Genomic DNA, 20,968 nt, shown 5'->3' with positions numbered 1-20,968 from the left:
ACCAAAAAAATCGAAGGAGACAATGAAATGGCAGCGAAGTATGAAGTCGTGCTGTATGGCGCGAGTGGTTACACGGGCAAGCTGACGGCATGGAAGCTCGCGGAGCGTGGTATTCCCTTTATCGCGGCGGGCCGCAACAAACAGCGCCTGGAAGAGGAAATGGCCAAGGTGCCGGAGTTGGCCGGTCACGACTATCAGTGCGTCGGCGTTCGTCACGATGCGGAGTCGCTCGCTGAACTGTTCCGCGGCCGCAAGGCGGTCATCAATATCGTTGGCCCGTTCATGCAGCTTGGTCGCCCGGTTGTTGAGGCGGCACTGTCGGCTGGCTGTCACTACTTCGACACGACCGGCGAAACCGACTGGATGGCACTGCTGAAAAATTCATACGGCAAGGCTTTTGCCGACAAGAATCTGGCGCTGTGTACCGGCAACTCGTATATGTGGACCGAAGGCAATCTCGCTGCCGAGATCGCACTCGAGACGCCGGGAATCGATACCCTGGACATCGTCTATCTCGGCGATTCGCAAGTGAGCGTGGCGTCCGCCGCATCGTTCCTGCGTATGTGCACGAAGCCGCAATATTTCCTGCGCAATAACGAACTGCAGCAATGGCCGTGGGCAACGCCGTATCAGGTCCAGGTGCCGGGCGAGCATGTGATTCTCAATGCCCTTCCGTGGGGCGGTGGCGGTGAGCCGATCTGGTATCAGGACGATGCACGCGTGACCAACTGTTCCACGTTAGTTTCGTTCCGCAATCAGGACATGTTCAATGCCGTGGTCGGCATGCTGAAGATGTTCGAGGAAAAGTACCGTTCGCTCGATGCAGCCGCGCAGGAGGCGGTGACCAACGAACTGGGCAAGGCAGTGACCCAGGTCGAGCCACCCCGCGAGAACCCGGACGTCAACCGTTGCACGCTGTCGTGCCACGGTCGTGGCAATACGAATTCCGTGAGCGTGATTCTGCGTGGCAATTCGCCGTACGCCCAGACGGGCGTACTGGGCGCGGAAGCCGCGCGTCGTGTGCTGCGCGGCCAGCTCAAGGAGGCGGGTTTCGTCTCGCCGGCACGCGCCTTTGGCGCACGCAGCCTGGTCAGCGCACTGGCTGAAGAAGGCTACCTGTCCTACGAAGTGAAAAACGTCTGATCCTGACCGCAGTGCGGGCCTGGTGGCGCGCACTGCGGACGTTTGGCGATGGAGGAACGATAGATGAGCAACAAAGTGTTTATCGCAGGCGTTGGGATGACGCCGTTCGGAAAACATCTGGACACGAGCGTGAAGCAACTTACGCACGCTGCCGTGACTGACGCACTTGCCGATGCAGGTTGTGACGTCAAGCAGCTTGGCGGCGCGTTCTTCGGCAATTCCACGCAAGGGCACATGGAGGGGCAGCACATGATCCGTGGCCAGCTGGCGTTGCGTGCGATGGGCATCGAAAGTATTCCCGTGATCAACGTCGAGAACGCCTGCGCAAGTGCGAGCTCGGCATTTCATCTCGCCGTCAACTATGTGATGGCCGGGGCCGCCGATATCGTTCTGGCGGTGGGGGCCGAAAAGATGTTTTCGACCGACAAGGCGCGCATGTTCAGCGCATTCGATGGCGCCTGGGACGTGCATGACACGGAAAACAGCAAGCGCAGGCTGTTGCAGATGGGCGAGGGCATTGTGCCGCCGGAAGGGAGTATTTCGCCAAAGCCCTATAGCGTTTTTATGGACATCTATGCGTCGATGGGCCGTATGCATATGCGTGAGTACGGCACGACGCAGCGCCAGTTCGCGGCGGTGTCGGCCAAGAATCACATGCATTCGGTGCATAACCCGAATGCACAGTACCGGCAGCCGTATCTGATTGAAGAAATTCTCAGTGCGCCGCCCATCACCTATCCGCTCACTTTGCCGATGTGTTCGCCGGTCAGCGATGGCGCTGCGGCGGCGATCGTCTGCAATGAGGCGGGACTCAAGCGGCTCAATGTCAATCGCGCCCGCGTCATTCAGGTGCTCGCCTCAGTGATCCAGACTGGAACCGATCGACCGGCTACCGCGCTGGAGCATCACCTTGTGCGAAAGGGTGCCGCTCGCGCTTACGAGATTGCGGGTGTCGGACCGAAGGATGTGTCGGTCGCGGAAGTGCACGACGCGACCGCGATCGGTGAAGTTATCCAATCAGAAGTGCTTGGCCTGTGCGAACCGGGAATGGGCGGCGCATGCGCGGAGCGTGGCGAAACTGCGATTGGTGGCCGCATTCCGATCAACCCGTCCGGTGGTCTTGAATCGAAGGGCCATCCGATCGGTGCGACGGGGCTGGGTCAAATCTACGAGCTCGTCGTGCAACTGCGTGGCGAAGCCGGACCGCGACAAGTCGAAGGCGCGCGTATCGCCATTGCCGAAAACGGCGGTGGACTGTGCGGCGTGGAAGAAGCCGTGGCGAGTATCACGATTCTCGGCCAGTGAGCTGGATTACTCGGTCGACCATTCGTGATTCGACCGAGCGATAAATACAGATAAGGAGACGTAGTGCGATGAGCACTAGACCGGAAACCAACCTGGCGGCAATCATTGCCAACCGGGCTGAAACCATGCCTGATCGCGACGTGCTCACTGTTGAAGGCGCAGGTGTGCGTCCCGACGAGGTGCGTACGTATCGAGCACTCTGGGAAGAGGGGCAGCGCCTCGCGCAGGTCCTGATCGAGCAAGGCATGCGCCCGGGCGACCGCTTTGCATTGCTGATGGCCAACCACGCGGAGTTCGTCGACGCCATGGTTGCCGCAGCGATTTCGGGCACGGTGTTTGTGCCCCTTGATCCGCGAGTCAAGGGCGACAAACTGACGTTCATGCTCGATAACGCGCAATGTAAAGGTGTCATCGCCGCAGATTACTCACTCGACAACCTCCTTGCGGTACGCGAGTCGCTGCCGCGCTTATCGTGGGTGATTGGGCTGGAAACTGGCGAGGTGGCGCATTCGCACATCGGCACTCACGGTGTCTTGTCCTACCGTGATTCGCTGCCGCAGCAAGTTCCGAAGCTGGAAATTGCCGTCAATGATCCGAATGGCGCGATGCAGTTGATCTTTACCTCGGGAACGACGGGCGACCCGAAAGGGATCGTGATGACGCATCTGCGATTCTGTGCAACCGCCGCCGCAGTGCCGGCAATGCTCGGGTACCAGGCCGATGAGCGTCCGTATTCCGGGTTGTCGCTCACGCATGCCAATGCGCAGGTGGTGACCTTGGGGGCGTCGCTCGCAACGGGCATGCGCGCCGTGATGTCGCGTCGCTTTACGAAGTCGCGCCTGTGGGACATTACCCGCAAGTATGGTTGCACGACATTCACGCTGCTCGGTGGTATGACGACAGCCATTTACAGCGAACCGCGTCAACCGAACGACGCAGATAACCCTGTGCGTTTTGTCGTGTCGGCAGGCATGCCGGCAGCGATCTGGAAAGCGTTCGAATCGCGCTTCAATGTCGATATCGTCGAATTTTACGGTGCGGCCGAGGGTGGATTGACGGTGAAACCGCTGGGCATGGGCCCCGTGGGAAGTATCGGCAAACCGGTATCGAATCTTCGCTATCGCATTGTTGACGAGAACGGCAACGATTGCGCCCCTGGCGTGCCCGGTGAATTGCTCTTTCAAGGCGTGGATGGTGCGCCCGCAACGGTCGAATATTTCGGCAATCCAGAAGCCTCGGCAAAGAAGTGCAAGAATGGCTGGTTGCAAATGGGCGATATCGTCCATGCGGATGAAGACGGCTGGCTTTACTTCGACTGCCGCAAGGGCGGTGGAATTCGACACAACGGGGAATTCATCAACACAGCGCCAATCGAGAAGGTCATCGCCGAGTTGAGCGATGTTGCCGATGTCTATGTCTATGGCGTCAAGGCGGCTTCCGGAGCACCAGGTGAGAAGGATATGGTTGCCGCGGTCGTACCGACGCAGATCGACTCATTCGATCCTCAGTTGGTGTTCCGTACCTGCCGGGAAAAGCTCGATTCGAGTTCTGTGATGTCCTGGGTACAGGTCCTGGATGAAATTCCGAAGACAGCGTCGGAAAAACCCGTGGATCGATTCCTGATCCAGATGTTCGAGGAGCGGCGCAACAAGGTCTTTGCTGAAGTGCGCTAATTGAGCTAACGGAGAAAGCTGATCTCCGTGACCCTATGCAGAGGTGAAGTATGAAAGCGCATTTGAAGGGACTATCAAAGGCCGCAGTTCTCTACGTCAGTGCTTTGGCATGGGCGCCGGCCTTTTTGCTGCCATACGATGTGCCGTCGTCGATGCAGCGATTCGGTCTAAGTGAGGAACACGCTGGCTGGCTTCCTGCGTTCTCCTGCTCGTGGCGCTGTCGGCCATGATGGTTGGGCGGTGCGTTGGAACGGTGGACAAGCGCCGCTATTCGCTCGTTTCCTGTATGGCCGGACTATTGGCCATTACCGGCGTGGCGGTTTTTAATGATTTCTATGTCGTTTGTGTGCTCAAGGGGATTTTGGGCATCGCGCTCGGTGTACTGATCGCATGTACTTATGCCGTGATGTCGATGGATGACCAACCCGAGAAAGTATTTGCGGAACTGACGCTCACCATGGCAATCCTCTATGGCGCCGTGATGTTCAGTATCCCGTACGTAACCGGGCGCGTCGGGGTGAAGGGAACGGAACTGGTAGAGATTGCCATGTTCTCGATCGGTGTTCTGATCGCATTCCGGATGCCGGTGGCGAAAATCTCCGATGCGGCTGAAGCTGCCATCGAGCGGGGAATTTCGCGCTCGACCACGATTTGCGAGGTCTGGATTCTCGTCGGTATCTTCGCAACGTTTGTGATGCAGACGGCAGCGATGAGCTTCGCTGAATTGGCGGGTCAAGCGCGGGGAATCGATGCCCATGAATTGGGCACCATCCTCATGATTCAGGCCCTGCTTCAATTTCCGGCCGGTTTGTTGGCCCGGGCATTGGGTGACCGTGCGGGCTTCTACAAACCGATCTATGCCGCGCTGTTCGTTTGGCTTCTGGTCTCTATCGGCATGTATTGTCAACATAACCGAAGCTTGTTCATCGTGGCGACGTGCCTGGTCAACGCTGCGGCAACGGTAGCTTTTCCGTTCTCGTTGGGTCTGCTCGCAAACCTGGATGAAAGCGGGCGTAGCTCCGCCATGGCAGGGTCCGTGTCGAATATTGGTCTGGCGCTCGGGCCTGCGGCGGGCGGGGTCGCGTTGGCTTACGGCGGCTTGCAGGGCGTGGGCTGGATGTCGGCTGGTGTGATCGCGCTGGGGATTATTGCCATCACGTTGGCGTCGCGTAAAACGGCCTCGGGACAAGCACGGGCCGAGGCGTTTTAAGAGCGTGCATTGAACAGGTCTGGTTTGAAAGGGGTTGTGTATGCGGTGAGCGGAATGGTGAGCGCCTGCCCCGAGGAACAGGCAGGCGCTCTCGGTCGTCGTATATGGCAGATAGCGTTGCCTGTTCACGGCAGTTGTGCCGAAGACCTTTGGGAACTGGATGTTGTATCGCCATCGTCTTAACGAGGAGGCGAGGCATGATGCGTTTTTGGCTCGTTGGTATCGCTGGTGCCGATATATCGTGCGTTCTATTTCCTTGACGCAAGAAAAACTCGACGTGCTATTCAATAACGCAGGGATCCTGCGTTTGGCGCGCAACGAGGATAGACCGCTGGCAAAAAAAAAGAACGGCTGGGAACATGCCGAAAGGCAAGGAGGGATTCTTTCGGTATGAATCCCGGCCGCCGGCGTATGACGCCCTTAAACGCTCATCGGGACTCTACGGCCGATGAAGCGGAGAGATATCTCGCGGTTTACGCGACTGCGGCGTTGATCGCAGCTTCGAGGATTTTCATGCTTTCCTCAATCTGCTCGGCGGTGGTGATCAGTGGGAAAGTCATGCCAAGGACTGGGCCCATCGGGCGCGCGATCAGGCCACGGCCGAGTGCCTCATTGCCGACGCGCTCACAGAAAGCTGTCAACTCTTCCTCGGAGTCGCCGCGGCAGAAGTCCAGTGCTGCCAAGACGCCAACTGAACGTGCTTCGCCGACCACAGCGTTCTTTGCAAACTTTTCCATCCAGCGCGCCAAAGCCGGAGCAATGTTGTTGTTCACATTGTCGAGCAGATGATTCTCTTCAATCACCTCGATGTTGGCCAGTGCGACAGCGGCCCCTACCGGATGTCCGCAATTCGTGAAGCCATGCACGAATTCTTCGTTGGCAGTCGCCAGCACGTCGGCGACTTTTTTGCTCACGCCGACTGAAGACAGCGGGAAGTACGTCGACGTGATGCCCTTGGCCATCGTGATCATGTCCGGCTTGAAGCCGTAATGCTGGTACGCGAACATCGAACCGGTTTTACCAAAGCCAGTCACAACCTCGTCGGCGATGACAAGAATTTCGTGACGGTTGCAGACCTCCTGGACTGCTTGAAGGTAGCCGATCGGCGGCATGATCATGCCGCCCGCACCCTGGATCGGTTCGACGAAGAACGCGGCGATCTTGTCGGCGCCAATTTCGGTGATCTTCGCTTCGAGATCGGCGGCGAGCTTGCGGACGAAGTCTTCCGGCGACAGACCATTGCCGCAGCGGTAAGCGTAGGGAGCGCCAACGTGCTGAACAAGGTGGTTAAGCGGCAGCTCGAACTGGAAATGGTAGTGGGGTATGCCGGTCAGTGCGGTGGTGATCACCGTATTGCCGTGGTACGCGTATTCGCGCGCCAGCAGAATCTTGCGCTGCGATTGGCCCTTCAGGCGCCAGTAATAGTAGGCCAGCTTGACTGCCGACTCGTTGGCGTCCGAACCTGTCGACGCAAAGAAGAACTTCTCGAAGTCGTGATTCGTCAGTTCGGCCAGCTTCCTGGACAGCAGTGCAGCTTTCTGGTTGCTCACACCGACGAAACAATGCGAATACGACAGCTGTTTCATTTCCGCGTACGCAGCCTGGCACAGCTTTTCATTGCCGTAACCGATGTTCACACAGCCCAGGCCCGAAACGCCGTCAATGATTTTTTGACCGTGAATGTCGAGGTGGATCCCTTCAGCGCCATCGATGAAGGTCGGGCCGTCGTGTTCCAGCGTTTGGGGGTTCGTCACCGGGTGCAGATGGTGTTTGATATCTGCACTCAGATAATCAGCGGCGCTTATCGTGTCTACGGTGCCGGCTTGGTTTTCGGCCATTTTTCAGCTCCTACGGTTAGCTGGTCAACATATTCGAATCGCAGCAATTCTTCCGTCCGATCGCGCTCGTCGCGATTGGGGGAAAGGTGCTACGGCGACCTTGATCGCCTGCTGCGCCCAGACATCTCGTCTTATAGGGGGAGGGTTGCTGTCCTGCCCATGTGGACGTTTTGGTCGTGTCCGTTTCTTCCGGTTGCGTTATAGAACACAATACCTAAGTTAGGCTTAGCGACCAATTAGGTCATAGTGACTAAGTTGGTAAAAAATAAAAAGACGGGGTATTCCCTGATCGATGCGCTGGATCCGATGCAGGGGGGGGCGTTGCCAGCCGGGCACTTTGTTTAAGGCGGTGCCAGAGCAGCGATGGCGGCGCAACGTGGACGCCGTTGGCGGTGGGCGCCAGGAGTTCGATTGCCGATCTTGTTGTCGGCGGAAACGGATTGTGCTGCGTTGGGCTTGACGGCGTGGTGTTCAGTCAGGGCCCAGGGAATACGTCATTCGATGTTGGCCAGCGTGATAGCCGCGCGACGCTGACCGCCGCCTTAATTGATGCTACCGGTAGGTCCGATGGATCTCGGTGGCGGGACGGGGGCTGTCCGCGGTGAGGGAAACTACATGGTGTAAGATGTAGGCAAGTATACCTAGCTTACCGTTAGTGCCGTTACTTTTTCTGCCCGCGAGACCGATACGCTTTACTCATAACGGAAATGACGACAGTGCCAAAAGAAGAGCCGCGTAAACGTCGCACATCAAAAACTGCACCTGCCGGCGCCGAACCCGGCAACTTGAGAGCCCAAGGGGTGCGGACGCGCAACGCGATTATCCGAATCTCAAGAAAGCTGTTGCTCGAAAGCGGTCCGATGGAATTCTCGCTACGTGCCGTTGCAGTTCGCGCACGCATCAGCGTAAGTAATCTCCAATATTATTTCCCGACGCGCGCAGCTGTGCTGCGCGCAATCATGGTACCTCTGGTCGATAAGCATCTGGTCGAGCTGAGGGCCGCGCTCGAGAGCGATGCCTCGCCGGAGGCAACATTGGTCGTTTTGATTGATCGCGCATTGCAGGACGCGAAAGATCCGCAGATTGGTGCGCTGTGGTGGAACTTCTTCGCGATTGCTTCGGCAGATCCCGAGTGTGCTCAATTGCTCAACGACTGGTACGACACGTTGACGGAAGAGGTTGCGAAACTGATCCGTGCGGCAAATCCCGCCCGCACCGCCGCCGAGAGTTTGCACATCGCTGTCTTGTTGATTTCGATGGTCGATGGCGTCTCGGTGCATCTCGGCACAGAGCGGATCAAGCGACCGTACATGCAGAAATTCGATGCGTCATTTATGGCTGCAGCGCGCTACCTTGTTTTCGGGGAAGTCGCTGAGGAGAGAGGCCGCTAGCGGTTAATACGCTGTGTCGCAATGATTTTCTCCGCAAGCGACTCAGCCGCGCGGCCAGTCAGGATGCTTCCCCGCCGTCCATCGAGCAGCGGGAAGTCGGTCGAATTCACCAAGGTCACGTCGCTCCGGGCCAGTGGCGCGTGACATCCGCGAGGCGGCTCACGAAACCCCACTCGTGGCGCGCAACGGACAGGACCATATCAATCGACGACGCGTTATGCGTGGGCACGCGGATCGCCCTGGCATGTACGCGACCATCAAGTTCCGGAAGCAGGCGTTCCACGCCGCGTGCAAGCCCAGTCGAAACAGGAACGGCCGATTGCATTGCCGAACGTGTCAGGTTCAGATCCCGGTGGTGGTAGCCGTCAATCAGCGGCTGGTCATTCATTACCGAATGCAGCGTCGTGAGTTGTACCCGTTTTGACGGCATCACGGCAGCCCGCTTCGTATAACGCCCGCAGGAAGCAGCGGCCGATGCGACCGCAACCATTGATCGCAACGCGCAGCGGCGCGGGGAAGAGGCGAGGCACGGCGTCATTCCTCAAGGGATGAATGCCGCAATTCTTTGGCGCACTCTCACGGTCGAATTTCCCCATTCCTGTCGAGACATGCTGCGGGACGTCAAATGTCCTCTGTGCGTTGCGTATCCAGGACCGGATACACAGGGGTTACCGAACACTCTACTCATGCCATACGGGAGCGAGGTCTCGACCGGAGTGAGCTGAAGTTGCGGCTGGTATGTATAGATATTAATCCACAATTATGCGGCCCGCAGCGAGGCGGCTGATGACCCGATCTTCAGTTGTCTCGCAGCGTAAACCCTATTGACGGCACGAAATCGTCCATATAGCCTAATCAAAAATAGATTTTCATCTATTTTTGTACGCCCCCTGCACTAGATCGCAGGTCAACGTTCTCTGCTGGGCCCTGCCAGTGACCGGGCTCGCACACACCCACAAAAGAGGCAATTCATGGCACTCACCCGTGCAGAAGAAGTGATGTACAGCAGTGGAGCTCATCCTCGGCACAGGCACGCACCCGAATTCGAAGAGGGCGTCGCGTTTATGTTTGGCGAATACGTGCCCGTCGAGCAAGCGGGTGTACCCATCACTGACACTGGCTTTATGCAGGCGGATGGCACTTACGACGTAGTGAGTGTGAGCAAGGGCATGTTCTTCCGGCTCGAGGATCACCTTGATCGCTTCGAAAGAGGGTGCGACCTGTTTCGTATGCGCAATCCCTATTCCAGACAACAAATGCGTGAAATCTGTGAAAATCTGGTCCGTCTCTCCGGATTTCAGGATGCCTATGTCTGGTACGGCGTCACGCGCGGGCAGATGCCGCATACGGACCGAAACGACGTCAACCTGTACGAGTGCCAGTTTTACGCATTTGTCATTCCCTATCTGTTCATCGCTGACGATCAAATGCGCGAGAAAGGGCTCGCACTGCACGTCAGTCAGAGCTACATCCGAATTCCCGAACACGCAGTCGATCCGCGGGCAAAGAATTTTCACTGGATGGACCTGAAGCTCTCCTTGTTTGAAGCGAGGGATAAGGGCCACGACTGGTCGGTACTGCTCGACGTCGATGGCAATCTTACCGAGTGCCCCGGAGCGAATATCTTCTTCATCAAGGATGGTCGCATCTGCACACCGGCAAATGGCTGTCTCGAAGGCATCACTCGCCTGGCTACGTTTGAGTTGGCGAAGGAAGTCGGCCTCGAATTGGAGGTCGGCCGCTTCCACGTCAGCGCACTTGAGGCCGCTGACGAAATCTTCCTTACCTCCACCGCCGGTGGCATCATCCCGGTCGGCAGCCTCGGTGGAAAGCCGATTGCATCGAATCGGGAAAACGCCTATACGAGGAGGATGCACGACCTCTATTGGACGAAGCGCTGGGCGGGCTGGCACGGAACACCTGTCGCATACGACTGACAACACGCTGTTTCCGCGAGGTCGCGGAATTCTATCTGTATGACGTCAGCGCGAATGTACGCCCGGAGAAACTGGCCGGGCGTGTCGCGTGTCGCGTAGTGCGCTCCATGCGCGCCGAACGGCGCATCGAACGCAACGGGACCCGCTTTGGCTGGCTGACGGTAGCTGCACCCGGCTACGGCTAAAATATGGCAAACATGTCTGGAACGCGTACTTCGTTGTGGAACGCACGCACGGCGGACGCGTTATCAGAACCCGAATGCCCGTCCATGAATACAGTCGTCAATCCCTGGTTGCACGTGACGAGGCGAATGCGCCGCAACGATGTGACTGGTCGATAGCACCTGTATCAGGTCCATATTTTTCTACATTAGGCCCGCAATCGAGATGACCTCGGTCGGGTAGTTTTCCGGGAGGGCTGCTGAATGTCGGTCAAGGAAGTGAATGCTGTTGTCACGCCCGACAAAGGCGATGGGGGAGCTCCCGCAATTCGGCGGCCAACACAGGGCCGCGGGCGGCTGAAGTTCGACGCCATACTCGACACCACTGAGAAATTGCTGGAGACAATGGAGCCTGGCGAGATCAGTCCATATCACATCGCTGCTGCCATGCAGACGTCTCCTCCGACCATCTATCATTTTTTCCCCTCGGTTTCTCTGGTATTCGTTGCGCTCGCTGAACGATACCTCGCACGCTTCGAAGAGGTCATAAAAACCCTCGACGTAGTCGTTGGCTCCTGGCAGGAATTTGACGCCGTCATGTCCAGGAGGCTCATCGCCATTTATCACGAAAGCTCCTCGGTCAGGAAGGTGATTCTTGGATCTTGTTCAGCGGAGATTCGCCATCGTGACCTTGAGTGCGACAAGGTAGTGGCGAACGCGATTGTGGATGCACTGAGCAAGCGGTTCGTCATGCCTGCGATCCCATCACTCCCGGAACGATTTCTGGAGGCAATTGTAATTAGCGATGCACTCTTCGCACTGTCGCTTCATCAGCACAACTTCATTACACCGGAGGCTGAAGAAAACGCGAGACGCGCTCGTGTCAGCTATCTGCGAAACGTACTGCCTGAATATCTGATTGTCAGGGATGACGCACGTTAGCCAGGTTCCCCCGGATAACTCAAAAGACTGCGCCGGCTTCGGCGCAATCGGATTTTCGGCCGCTCTGCACAGGTCCACATTGCCACGCTGATGGCGCCTGGTGGGGCGCGTCGTGGTCAAGAATTTTTGCCATTCGAGCAATTTCCTCATCAGGCAACTTGAGGGGAGCAGAGACCGCAGCGTCCAGTTCGCCCCGTACAGCGATCCTTCGTTAATTAACGTCCGCACACCGCGGTGCATGCGGGTGCTTCTTCGTGCGTCTGGACTCAAGCCCTCACTTCGCGCTCCCTCTACGCCTCCATTTCCCTTCTGTTGCGCATCCATTTTTCGGCGCATTGCCAATCTTGCCGCTGCCACCCGCGAAAAGCAGGGATTACCATTCTTTTGTAAATTTACTAATTTAGTCATCATGCACAACAAATTAAGTGTGCCTAATATAGGTTTAATGTCCTACAAATTGCCGGGCTTCATGACTCGATAGCGCGCTGATGGATGGCCACTATCTCGCCCCGTTTTCGAGGCGTCGAAAATCGCGTTCGTCGCGATGAAGTTCACGGAAATGAGGGGCGAAGCGGTGTCGTCCGCGATGTCGGTTCAGGTGGTGTAGCCGGTGTTGCCCTGGCTGCGCCTCGACGGCCGGGCACTGCGCGCAGCGAGTCGCGCAGCCAGTAAGCAGCGGCGATCAATTGGGCAAGTCGTTACCACGAAGGATGGAATCGGAAGGAGCACTATGATGACGAAGCACAGAATCGGGGTGGTATCTGCGATTGCAGCAGCGTTAATGATCCTGGCGGGGACCGCCGCTGCGGACGATCTCACGGCGGCCGGCGCCGAGCGTGCCGCCAGCAAGGATGGTCTCGTTCCAGCCTTTGCGGGCCGGGAAGCGACGCCGGCGGGTTGGACGTGGGGGGAGAACCGCGGCGACTTCTGGAAGCACAAAGGCGAGAAGCCCCTGTATTCGATCGATGCGGCGAACGTCGACAAATACGCGAGCCAGCTTTCGCCGGGGCAGGTGCAGCTCATCAAGCAGCTGAAGGGTTACCGGATGGATGTCTATCCGTCGCATCGTACATGTCAGCTGCCGGACTTCGCCGAACAGAACTCGAAGACGAATCTGACGTCGGCGAAGCTCGATTCCACGGGCGAAAAGCTTCAGTCAGTTGCGCTTCCGGGCGTCGCGTTCCCGCAGCCGAAGAGCGGCGCAGAAGCGGTTCTGAACTACGAGACGCGGTACCGCGGCGAAGGCATCGACTTTGGAAAATACGTCACCGCCATTTCGCCGCGCCCCGGCGGGAGCGACTGGATCGAGGTGGTCGGCCCACAAATCTACTATTTCCCGAGCGGCAAGCCGGGCAAGGCCACGCCGCAGGACGTCGACCAGCTCAACTTCGGTGCCTACTTCGCGATGGAGTCTCCCGCGGCGCTGGCCGGCCAGTCCTTCGTACAGCGGCAATATTTCGACCGGGACCCGGAGACGTACTACTACTTCCCTGGCCAGCGTCGCGTGCGCCGGATGCCGGCCTATACGCACGACGCACCGCTAATCGGCTTCGAAAACCAGTACCTGATCGACGAGGTCAACATGTTCAACGGCTCTCTCGATCGCTTCAACTGGAAGCTGGTGGGTAAGCGCGAAATGCTTGTGCCTTACAACGACTTCGGCATGTACACCTTCAAGGACAAGCTGCATGACGTTGCGACGCCCGCAGGCATTTCGCCCGATCACCGTCGTTATGAAGTGCATCGTGTATGGGTTGTCGAGGCGACGCTCAAATCTTCCGCCCGTCACGTCGATTCGAAGAAAATCCTGTATCTGGATGAGGACAGCTGGCTTGCACTGGTGGGCGAGGACTACGACGCCCAGGGCAAGCTCTGGAAGGTGCGCGAAAGTTATCCGATTCCGGCATGGGACATCGGCGGCGCGTGCGACAACGAGCCGTTCGTGCAGTACGACCTGAATGATGGGCGCTACGTTTTCGATGAATCGACGATCGGCCTCGGCAAGGACGTCCACTGGTTCGAAAAGGTAGCCGACCCGCGCTTCAAGACGGATTTCTTCTCGGCAGAATCGCTGAGATCGGTCAGCGAGCGCTAAAGCCAATCAAGTGGACAGGGGAGGGCTGGCGCACGTCGATGACGTGCGCCAACGTAGACGTGGACGTTGACGTCGGGCTGAGACCATGAAGATGAAAATGACAGTTAGAAAAACTACCGTTTCTCTGGCAGTTTTTGGTGCATTTGCAACCGCAAACGCACATGCTTACGATTTCACGATGGGGGCGGGGGATATCACGGGTTCGTGGGTCACCAACCTCACGGCGGGCGCAGGCATCCGCACCAAAAACCCGAGTTGCTCGTTGACGGGCGATCCGAACGCATTCAACTGCGGTGCGGCTGCCAACGTCAACCAGTGGGGCGCCGGTGACGACGGCAACCTGAATTACCGCAAGGGCCAGCCGTTCAGCACCTACATCAGTGCGACGTCGGAGCTGCTGTTCACGATGCCCAGCGAGGGGCTGAAGGCCATGATCCGCGGTACGGGCATGTACGACTTCCTCGCCGGGGACACGAATCGCACGCCCCTGTCGAGCACCGCGCGGGCGCAAGTCGTCTACAACGCGCAGTTGCTCGATCTTTGGGCGGAGAAGGATTTCACGATTGCCGGAAATTCGGCTCACGTGCGGCTGGGCAACCAGGTGATCAACTGGGGCGAGAGCATGTTCGCGCAGGGCGGCATCAACGCCACGAACTCACTCGACGTGCAAAAGCTGCTGATTCCCGGCGCGCAACTGAAGCAAGCGTTGCTGCCGGCGCCGATGCTGAGCTTCGCAGCAGATCTTTCGCATGGGTTTAGCACTGAGGACTACTACCAGTTCTGGTGGAATGGAAACCGCTATCCCCCCGTTGGCAGTTACTGGTCCATATCCAACAGTGTGGGTCGCGGCACGAGCCCGCTCACGCTGAATGCCAACAATCCCAACGTGCAGGGACCGGGTGCGGGTGCGATCGCAGGGCCGAACAGCGGCAACGCGAACGTGCTCAATGCAATCAATAGCGGGCTTGTCAATGGTGCCTTCGCCGGACCGCCGTTCAACAGCATTGGCGTGCCGGTTGCCTGGCAGGCGCCCTCGAAGTACAAGCCGCAGTTCGGCGTGAAGTTCAACTATGCGCCGCGCTCGTTCGACGCCAACTTTGCGTTTTACTACCTGAACTACACGGACAAGGCACCTGTGCTTTCGTCGCTCGCCGACGGGTCCCTGAAGTGGTCCTATCTTCAGAACCGTCAGCTCTTCGGCGCCAGTGCGAATTTCGGCCTTGGCGCATGGGCGATTGGCACCGAGCTTTCGTACCGGCCACATGATGCCGTCGCGCTGTCGTCCTGCTATGGCGCGGGCGGCCCTTTCGATCTGGTCACCAATGGCACGACGGGCCTCGACTGCCAGCAGTGGGCCGACATGAAGCGTTTCCAGTACGACGTCAACGGTCTGCTGGCGCTGACGCGCAGCGAGTATCCGTTCCTCAAGCTGCTGGGCGCGGATTCGGCGACGCTGACGTGGGAACTCACCTGGATCTACTACCCGGGACTCAGCTCGAATGGTGTGACGCGCACCGTCAATGGACAGTCGGTCACGCAGATTCCGCAGGCCGGCTACATGACGTGGCTGAACAACGGTTCGACGCTCGGCTATCCGATTGCCGCGCCACAGGGCACGGCAAGCTCGGCGGGTGTCACGCTCGATTTCAACTGGACCTATGACGGCACGTTGATTCACGGCTGGCAGGTGACGCCGGGTATGACCTTCTCGGACGGACTCTACGGGTACACGCCGACGTTCACGGCGAACTACATGCAGGGTGCGAAGTCGCTGAATCTTTATGTGCTGTTCAACCAGAATCCAACCGTGTGGCAAGCGGGCATCAACTACACGATGTTCTGGGGCGGGCATAACACGGTGGGACAGCCTTATGCGGACCGGAATTTTGTCGGGATATTCGCCACGCGCAATTTCTGACGACGCCGTTGAATCACCTGAAGGGGTAATGTTGTGCTAAATCGCTTCGTCAAATTGTTGGAACGGGTGCTCTTCGGGCACCGCTTGGTGGTACTTGGGGTCATCGGCCTGTTCACTGTCATCATGGCCGCGTTTGCGGTGCAATTGCGCATGGACGCCGGGTTTGAAAAACAGATGCCCATCGGCCACGAATACATCCAGACTTTCCAGAAATATCGGTCGCATCTGCTGGGCGCAAACCGGATCACGGTCGTCGTGCGCGCCCGAAAAGGAACGATCTGGACGAAGGAGGGCCTCACGCGGCTGTACAAGGTGACGCAGGCGGTGACCTATCTGCCTAACGTGGACCGCGTCGGTGTGCAGTCGTTGTGGACGCCCAATGCCTACGTCAATGAGATTACGGACGAGGGTTTCCGCGCCGAGCCGATCATTTCAGGCACGATTACCCCCAGTCAGCTTGATCCGGAAGTCGTCGGAAAGATTCGCCGTGCAACGACGGTGGGCGGTTATATTGGCACGCTCGTTTCGCACAACGAAAACAGCGCGATGATTACCGCGGAACTCAACGAGCGCGACCGAAACGGCAAGGTGCTCGACTACGTGGCGTTCAACCACCTGCTCGAAGCGCAGATCCGCAAACCGTTCGAGGACGCGGGGTTCGAGGTTCAGATCATCGGCTTTGCCAAGCAGATCGGCGATATTGCAGATGGCGCCACAGCAGTGCTCGGCTTCTGTGCCATCGCGCTGCTGCTTACCGCACTCGCTGTCTACTGGTACTGTCACTCGGTGCGCTTCACGGTGCTGCTGATCTTGTGCTCGCTCACTTCGCTCGTGTGGCAATTCGGCACGCTCAAACTACTGGGTTTTGGTCTTGACCCGCTGGCGGTGCTCGTGCCGTTCCTGGTATTTGCGATCGGCGTATCACACGGCGTTCAGCAGGTGAATTTCATCGTGCGGGAGCTTGCGCACGGTAAAACATCGTTCGACGCGGCGCGCAACAGCTTCAGCGGGCTTCTGATTCCCGGCGTGCTGGCGCTCGTGACGGCCCTGGTGTCGTTCATCACGCTGCTGCTGATCCCGATTCCGATGGTGCGGGAGCTTGCCATCACGGCCTCGCTCGGCGTGGGCTACAAGATCGTGACGAACCTCGTGCTGTTGCCGGTGGCTGCGTCGTGCTTCCACTTCAAGAAAGGCTACGCGGAGAAGGCATTGAAACGCGGCGAGCGGCGCGGACGCTGGCTGCGATTCCTGGCGCGCGTGGCACAGCCCGGATTCGCGGAGGTTGCGGTCGCGCTGACGTTGGTGGTATTCGGGCTGGCGGTCTGGCAAAGCCGTGATCGCGTGATCGGCACGCTTCAGCCGGGTGCGCCAGAGTTGCGCGCGAGCGCGCGTTTCAATCGTGATGCGACGTCGATTGCATCGAGCTACGACATCGGCCTCGACTGGCTCTCCGTCGTGATCGAATCGTCCGGCACCGCCTGCGATAACCCGGCGGTCGGCCTGTACGGGGACGAATTTACAAGTGCCATGCGCACGGAGCCAGGCGTCGTATCGGTGGAGTCGTATTCGGCAGCGCTGCGCCGCTATAACCAGGGCTACAACGAGGACTATCCGAAGATGAACGTCGTGCCGATCGACCCCGGAAACTACGGGTCGGTATCGGTGGATGTTGGGCGCGCGAAGGGTTTCATGCGGGCGGATTGCAGTATGACGGCCGTGCATCTGTTCCTGACCGACCACAAGGCAACGACGCTCAGTCAAATCCTGACCGACGTGAAGGCATACCGGGCGACTCATCCGTTCCCGGGCATCACGGTGCGCCTCGCTGCGGGCAACGCGGGCGTGCTGGCGGCCACGAATGAAGAGGTGGCGGCGAGTGAGCTGCCGATGATGCTGAATGTGTACGCGGCAATCCTGATCCTCGTGTTCCTTGCGTACCGCGACTGGCGCGCGATGATGGCGTGCTGCCTGCCGCTGACCGTAGCGACATTCATCGGCTACTGGTTCATGAAAGAGCTGCAGATCGGCCTGACTGTCGCGACGCTGCCCGTGATGGTGCTGGCCGTGGGTATCGGCGTGGATTACGCGTTTTATATCTATAACCGCTTGCAGGCGCATCTGGCGGGCGGTCTCAGCATTGCGAAGGCGGTCGAATTCGCGATGCAGGAGGTTGGGGTGGCAACGATATTTACGGCGATCACGCTGGCGATTGGTGTCGCGACATGGAGCTTCTCCGCGCTGAAGTTCCAGGCGGACATGGGGAAACTGCTGGCGTTCATGTTCCTTGTGAACCTGCTGATGGCGATGACGGCGTTGCCGGCGCTCGCTTCGGTACTTGAGCGTTGGTTCCCGCGCCGCAAACCGGCGCGTGCGCCGGGCCTTTTTAGCCATTGAAATTCGCGGGAGCGAATCATGATCAAGATGTTGGTAGCCTGCGCGATGCTATGCGCAAGTGCAGTCGCTTTCGCCCAGCCTCAAGGAACCGTTGCGAATTGGGCGGCAAAACCCGCGCACAAGTGGGATCGGCCGAGCCACATGATGCTGCTGGACGCCGCCCGCGCGGGCAAGCGTATCGTGGCGGTCGGCGAGCACGGCGTAATTCTTCTTTCTGATGACGAGGGAAAAACGTGGCGGCAGGCGAGTCGCGTGCCGGTTTCCGCCACGCTTTCTGCCGTAAATTTTGCGGATGCGCAGCATGGGTGGGCGGTGGGGCAGTGGGGCGTCATCCTCGCGAGCAGCGACGGCGGCGACACGTGGCAGACGCAGCGTATCGATCTCTCTGTCGATCAGCCGCTGTTCTCCGTGTTGTTTACAAGCGAGAAAGATGGGATTGCGGCGGGGCTATGGTCGCTGATGCTTGCGACGCACGATGGCGGAACAACCTGGACGAAGGTGAAGGTGCCGGCGCCGCCGGGCGCCACCAGGGCAGATCGCAATCTGTACCATCTTTTTGACGACCAGAAGGGGGCGCTGTACGTCACCTCGGAGCAGGGAATGGTGCTCAAGTCGGCTGACGGCGGCGCTAACTGGAACTATCTCTCGACAGGGGGCAAGGGGACGCTGTGGGCGGGCGTGGTGTTGCCCGGCGGACGTATCGTCGTAGGCGGCCTGCTCGGCAGTATGTTCCAGAGCGACGACAGTGGCGCGACGTGGTCTCCGGTGGACGCAGGCGCCAGGAGTTCGATCACCTGGTTGGGCACTACGCCCGGCGGTCTGATGGGCGTCGGGCTGGACGGGCTGATGTTCAGCAAGCGCGAAGGCGGCACATCGTTCGAAGTCCACCATCGCGAAGATCGCGCGGCCCTCACTGCGGCCCTGATCGATGCCACCGGGAAGCCGGTCATGTTCTCGGAGAACGGTGTGCTGCCCGCTCGCTAGGGCGGCTGCGGAAGGCTCTTTACGCAGGAATCCCGGCCCCTGAAGCGGAAGCGGCGCGTGGCGCGCTGTGGCGAGAAGTCGTGTGCCGCTCCCGCAATGCTTGCCCGGTCATGGAACTCAAGTGTGGTGTTAGATGTAGTCACAACCATTCAGCGAGCCGGGCGTTGGCGCTTCGCGGCCAGCGAAACTGGCCGCTTCATTCAAGACGGAAGTGATGACAGTGCCAAACGAACAGCACAGTAGCCGCAAGCGTCGCGAGTTGGACGTTGCGCCATCGGGAGCCGCACCGCACGGCCTGAGAGTGCAGGGGGTACGGACGCACAACGCCATTATCCGGATTGCAACGAAGGCCCTGCTCGAAGATGGTCTGCTGGATTTCTCGCTGCGGTCGGTGGCGCTTCGCGCGGGAATCAGTGTCAGTAATTTGCAATACTACTTTCCAACCAGACTGGACGTGATGCGGGCCGTTATGGCGCCCCTTGTAGAGAGCTATCTCTACGATCTGAAACAGGCGCTCGAAAGCAACGCGTCGCCACGTGAATCGCTTGATGAGATTCTCGATCGAACCTTGCGCGACGTGAAGGATTCGAAGGTTGTCGCGCTGTGGTGGCATTTTTTCTCGATCGCAGCCGCGGATCCCGGATGTGCCCGATTGCTCGACGACTGGTACGAAACGGCGATCACCGATCTCGCGAAGCTCATTCGGATTGCCAATCCGGCCCGTACGGAAACCGAGAGTGCGCACATTACGGTATTGCTCATTTCGATGGTGGACGGCTTGACCGTGCATCTCGGCACTGCGCGTAGCAGTCGCGCTTACATGCGTGACATCGAGGAGAAGTATCTTGCGACGGCCCGAGCCCTGGTGTGGGGGAAGTCGCCGGAGACAGAGGCAGCCCCGCGACTTGAACGGTCCAGGCGCAACGGAACGGAGCCGTGAAATCGCCGGTTTACAAAAGATGTGCCGACGAAGTGACTGGCCCATTGCATGCGCAACGGACTGAAGAATGCGGCGACGATGGGTGGACGCGACGCGTTCCGGCCGCACCGGAACCGAGGTGACGTGCGTTGCCCGATCCTTATCGCGTGGCCGAAATTGTCACTAGATGGTCCGGTTTCGCCACCGGGATCCGGATCGATCGCAGCTACCATGTTTCGCGTTTGTTTGGCGGCGATGGCACATTGCTTCGCGACGCAGATCCTGCCGTGTGCGGGTGCGTTCGAATCCGTCCTCGGCGGAGCACATGACAACAAGGGCGCACTGGCCCCGATCGAAGACCAGTTCTGACGCAGAGGATGGCATGTTGAGTGCAACAAATCTGATCGAGCAATACGGCCCGCGCGAGTCGATGGAATACGACGTGGTGATCGTAGGCGGCGGTCCGGCTGGCCTGTCTGCGGCGATCCGCCTGAAGCAACTGGCGCAGGAAAAAGGCGTCGAGATTGGCGTGTGCGTCCTGGAAAAAGGCTCGGAAATCGGGGCGCATATCCTCTCGGGCGCGGTCATGGACCCGCGCGCGCTCAGCGAACTGATCCCCGACTGGAAGGAACAGGGCGCGCCGGTGACCGTCGAGGTCACGGAAGACCGCTTCCTGTTTCTCTCGGAAACCGGCGCGAAAGCGGTGCCCAACTGGGCATTGCCGGACAACTTCAAGAACCACGGCAACTACGTCATCAGCCTCGCGAACGTTACACGCTGGCTTGGGACAATGGCCGAGGCGCTCGGCGTGGAGATCTTTCCGGGCTTTCCGGCTGCCGAAATTCTTTATGGTGAAGACGGCTCGGTGAAGGGCGTCGCCACCGGCAACATGGGTATCGGCAAGGATGGCGAGCCGACCGGGAGCTTCCAGCTCGGCATGGAGCTGCACGCGAAGTACACGCTCTTTTGCGAGGGTGCGCGCGGGCATCTGGTCCGGCAGCTCACCGAGAAGCTCAAGCTCGGCGAGAACGCGGATCCGCAGGTCTACGGCATCGGCA

General features: G+C 58.9%; 16 protein-coding genes. 14 read left to right on the top strand and 2 right to left on the bottom strand.

Features of this window, described 5'->3' with window-relative positions; genetic code table 11:
- The first annotated feature begins 27 nt into the window (after positions 1-27).
- From ACFPTO_RS18315 to ACFPTO_RS18300, 4 genes are all read left to right on the top strand, one after another.
- Positions 28-1,143 carry a saccharopine dehydrogenase family protein gene (locus tag ACFPTO_RS18315; protein ID WP_377713445.1) on the top strand — a complete coding sequence of 372 codons (1,116 nt, stop codon included), beginning with the start codon at positions 28-30 and terminating at the stop codon, positions 1,141-1,143.
- A gap of 63 nt (positions 1,144-1,206) precedes the next feature.
- A complete protein-coding gene (locus ACFPTO_RS18310) occupies positions 1,207-2,448 on the top strand; it encodes a thiolase family protein (RefSeq protein WP_377713443.1) in 1,242 nt (413 codons plus the stop codon).
- 68 nt (positions 2,449-2,516) lie between these two features.
- Complete coding sequence (locus ACFPTO_RS18305) at positions 2,517-4,121, top strand: class I adenylate-forming enzyme family protein (protein ID WP_377713441.1); 1,605 nt, start codon at positions 2,517-2,519, stop codon at positions 4,119-4,121.
- A 253-nt stretch (positions 4,122-4,374) separates the two neighbouring features.
- Positions 4,375-5,331: an MFS transporter gene (locus ACFPTO_RS18300; protein WP_377713439.1), complete on the top strand. Its 957-nt coding sequence runs from the start codon at positions 4,375-4,377 to the stop codon at positions 5,329-5,331.
- A gap of 473 nt (positions 5,332-5,804) precedes the next feature.
- On the opposite strand, the gene ACFPTO_RS18295 is transcribed toward ACFPTO_RS18300, so the two are convergent.
- Positions 5,805-7,169: an aminotransferase family protein gene (locus ACFPTO_RS18295; RefSeq protein WP_377713437.1), complete on the bottom strand. Its 1,365-nt coding sequence runs from the start codon at positions 7,167-7,169 to the stop codon at positions 5,805-5,807.
- A gap of 707 nt (positions 7,170-7,876) precedes the next feature.
- On the opposite strand from ACFPTO_RS18295, the gene ACFPTO_RS18290 reads away from it, so the two are divergent.
- A complete protein-coding gene (locus tag ACFPTO_RS18290) occupies positions 7,877-8,560 on the top strand; it encodes a TetR/AcrR family transcriptional regulator (protein WP_377713435.1) in 684 nt (227 codons plus the stop codon).
- Between the two features lie 115 nt (positions 8,561-8,675).
- On the opposite strand, the gene ACFPTO_RS18285 is transcribed toward ACFPTO_RS18290, so the two are convergent.
- On the bottom strand, positions 8,676-8,948 hold the full coding sequence (locus ACFPTO_RS18285) for a hypothetical protein (protein ID WP_465262957.1): 273 nt from the start codon (positions 8,946-8,948) through the stop codon (positions 8,676-8,678).
- Positions 8,949-9,531: 583 nt separating this feature from the next.
- Between ACFPTO_RS18285 and ACFPTO_RS18280 the strand changes: the two genes are divergently transcribed.
- The 9 genes from ACFPTO_RS18280 to ACFPTO_RS18240 all read left to right on the top strand — a co-directional run.
- Positions 9,532-10,497, top strand: coding sequence for an aminotransferase class IV (locus ACFPTO_RS18280; RefSeq protein ID WP_377713433.1), 966 nt, complete (start codon positions 9,532-9,534; stop codon positions 10,495-10,497).
- A gap of 425 nt (positions 10,498-10,922) precedes the next feature.
- On the top strand, positions 10,923-11,600 hold the full coding sequence (locus tag ACFPTO_RS18275; protein WP_377713431.1) for a TetR/AcrR family transcriptional regulator: 678 nt from the start codon (positions 10,923-10,925) through the stop codon (positions 11,598-11,600).
- Between the two features lie 730 nt (positions 11,601-12,330).
- Positions 12,331-13,695 carry a DUF1329 domain-containing protein gene (locus ACFPTO_RS18270; protein WP_377713429.1) on the top strand — a complete coding sequence of 455 codons (1,365 nt, stop codon included), beginning with the start codon at positions 12,331-12,333 and terminating at the stop codon, positions 13,693-13,695.
- A gap of 85 nt (positions 13,696-13,780) precedes the next feature.
- Positions 13,781-15,613, top strand: coding sequence for a DUF1302 domain-containing protein (locus ACFPTO_RS18265; RefSeq protein ID WP_377713427.1), 1,833 nt, complete (start codon positions 13,781-13,783; stop codon positions 15,611-15,613).
- Between the two features lie 33 nt (positions 15,614-15,646).
- Entirely contained in the window at positions 15,647-18,007 is a 2,361-nt protein-coding gene (locus ACFPTO_RS18260) for an efflux RND transporter permease subunit (protein WP_377713425.1), read from the top strand.
- Between the two features lie 18 nt (positions 18,008-18,025).
- The gene (locus ACFPTO_RS18255) at positions 18,026-18,991 is read left to right on the top strand and encodes a WD40/YVTN/BNR-like repeat-containing protein (RefSeq protein WP_377713423.1); all 966 of its coding nucleotides are present in this window, start codon (positions 18,026-18,028) and stop codon (positions 18,989-18,991) included.
- Positions 18,992-19,205: 214 nt separating this feature from the next.
- Complete coding sequence (locus tag ACFPTO_RS18250; protein WP_377713421.1) at positions 19,206-19,931, top strand: TetR/AcrR family transcriptional regulator; 726 nt, start codon at positions 19,206-19,208, stop codon at positions 19,929-19,931.
- Positions 19,932-19,979: 48 nt separating this feature from the next.
- Positions 19,980-20,279, top strand: a complete 300-nt coding sequence (locus tag ACFPTO_RS18245) for a hypothetical protein (protein ID WP_377713419.1) — start codon at positions 19,980-19,982, stop codon at positions 20,277-20,279.
- A 13-nt stretch (positions 20,280-20,292) separates the two neighbouring features.
- On the top strand, positions 20,293-20,968 hold a 676-nt coding region (locus tag ACFPTO_RS18240), incomplete at its 3' end, for an NAD(P)/FAD-dependent oxidoreductase (RefSeq protein WP_377713417.1).

The sequence above is a fragment of the Paraburkholderia denitrificans genome (genome assembly GCF_042655705.1).
In the GTDB taxonomy this organism is placed as follows: domain Bacteria; phylum Pseudomonadota; class Gammaproteobacteria; order Burkholderiales; family Burkholderiaceae; genus Paraburkholderia; species Paraburkholderia denitrificans.
The sequence above is the reverse complement of the archived record's forward strand: the minus strand, read 5'-3'. Positions and strand labels throughout refer to the sequence as shown.

What these genes read in the sequence shown, in the direction of transcription:
- ACFPTO_RS18315 (WP_377713445.1), top strand. Translation starts at nt 28, where the DNA reads ATGGCAGCGAAGTATGAAGTCGTGCTGTATGGCGCGAGTGGTTACACG.
- ACFPTO_RS18310 (WP_377713443.1), top strand. Translation starts at nt 1,207, where the DNA reads ATGAGCAACAAAGTGTTTATCGCAGGCGTTGGGATGACGCCGTTCGGA.
- ACFPTO_RS18305 (WP_377713441.1), top strand. Translation starts at nt 2,517, where the DNA reads ATGAGCACTAGACCGGAAACCAACCTGGCGGCAATCATTGCCAACCGG.
- ACFPTO_RS18295 (WP_377713437.1), bottom strand. Translation starts at nt 7,169, where the DNA reads ATGGCCGAAAACCAAGCCGGCACCGTAGACACGATAAGCGCCGCTGAT.
- ACFPTO_RS18290 (WP_377713435.1), top strand. Translation starts at nt 7,877, where the DNA reads ATGACGACAGTGCCAAAAGAAGAGCCGCGTAAACGTCGCACATCAAAA.
- ACFPTO_RS18285 (WP_465262957.1), bottom strand. Translation starts at nt 8,948, where the DNA reads ATGAATGACCAGCCGCTGATTGACGGCTACCACCACCGGGATCTGAAC.
- ACFPTO_RS18280 (WP_377713433.1), top strand. Translation starts at nt 9,532, where the DNA reads ATGGCACTCACCCGTGCAGAAGAAGTGATGTACAGCAGTGGAGCTCAT.
- ACFPTO_RS18275 (WP_377713431.1), top strand. Translation starts at nt 10,923, where the DNA reads ATGTCGGTCAAGGAAGTGAATGCTGTTGTCACGCCCGACAAAGGCGAT.
- ACFPTO_RS18270 (WP_377713429.1), top strand. Translation starts at nt 12,331, where the DNA reads ATGATGACGAAGCACAGAATCGGGGTGGTATCTGCGATTGCAGCAGCG.
- ACFPTO_RS18265 (WP_377713427.1), top strand. Translation starts at nt 13,781, where the DNA reads ATGAAGATGAAAATGACAGTTAGAAAAACTACCGTTTCTCTGGCAGTT.
- ACFPTO_RS18255 (WP_377713423.1), top strand. Translation starts at nt 18,026, where the DNA reads ATGATCAAGATGTTGGTAGCCTGCGCGATGCTATGCGCAAGTGCAGTC.
- ACFPTO_RS18250 (WP_377713421.1), top strand. Translation starts at nt 19,206, where the DNA reads ATGACAGTGCCAAACGAACAGCACAGTAGCCGCAAGCGTCGCGAGTTG.
- ACFPTO_RS18245 (WP_377713419.1), top strand. Translation starts at nt 19,980, where the DNA reads ATGCGCAACGGACTGAAGAATGCGGCGACGATGGGTGGACGCGACGCG.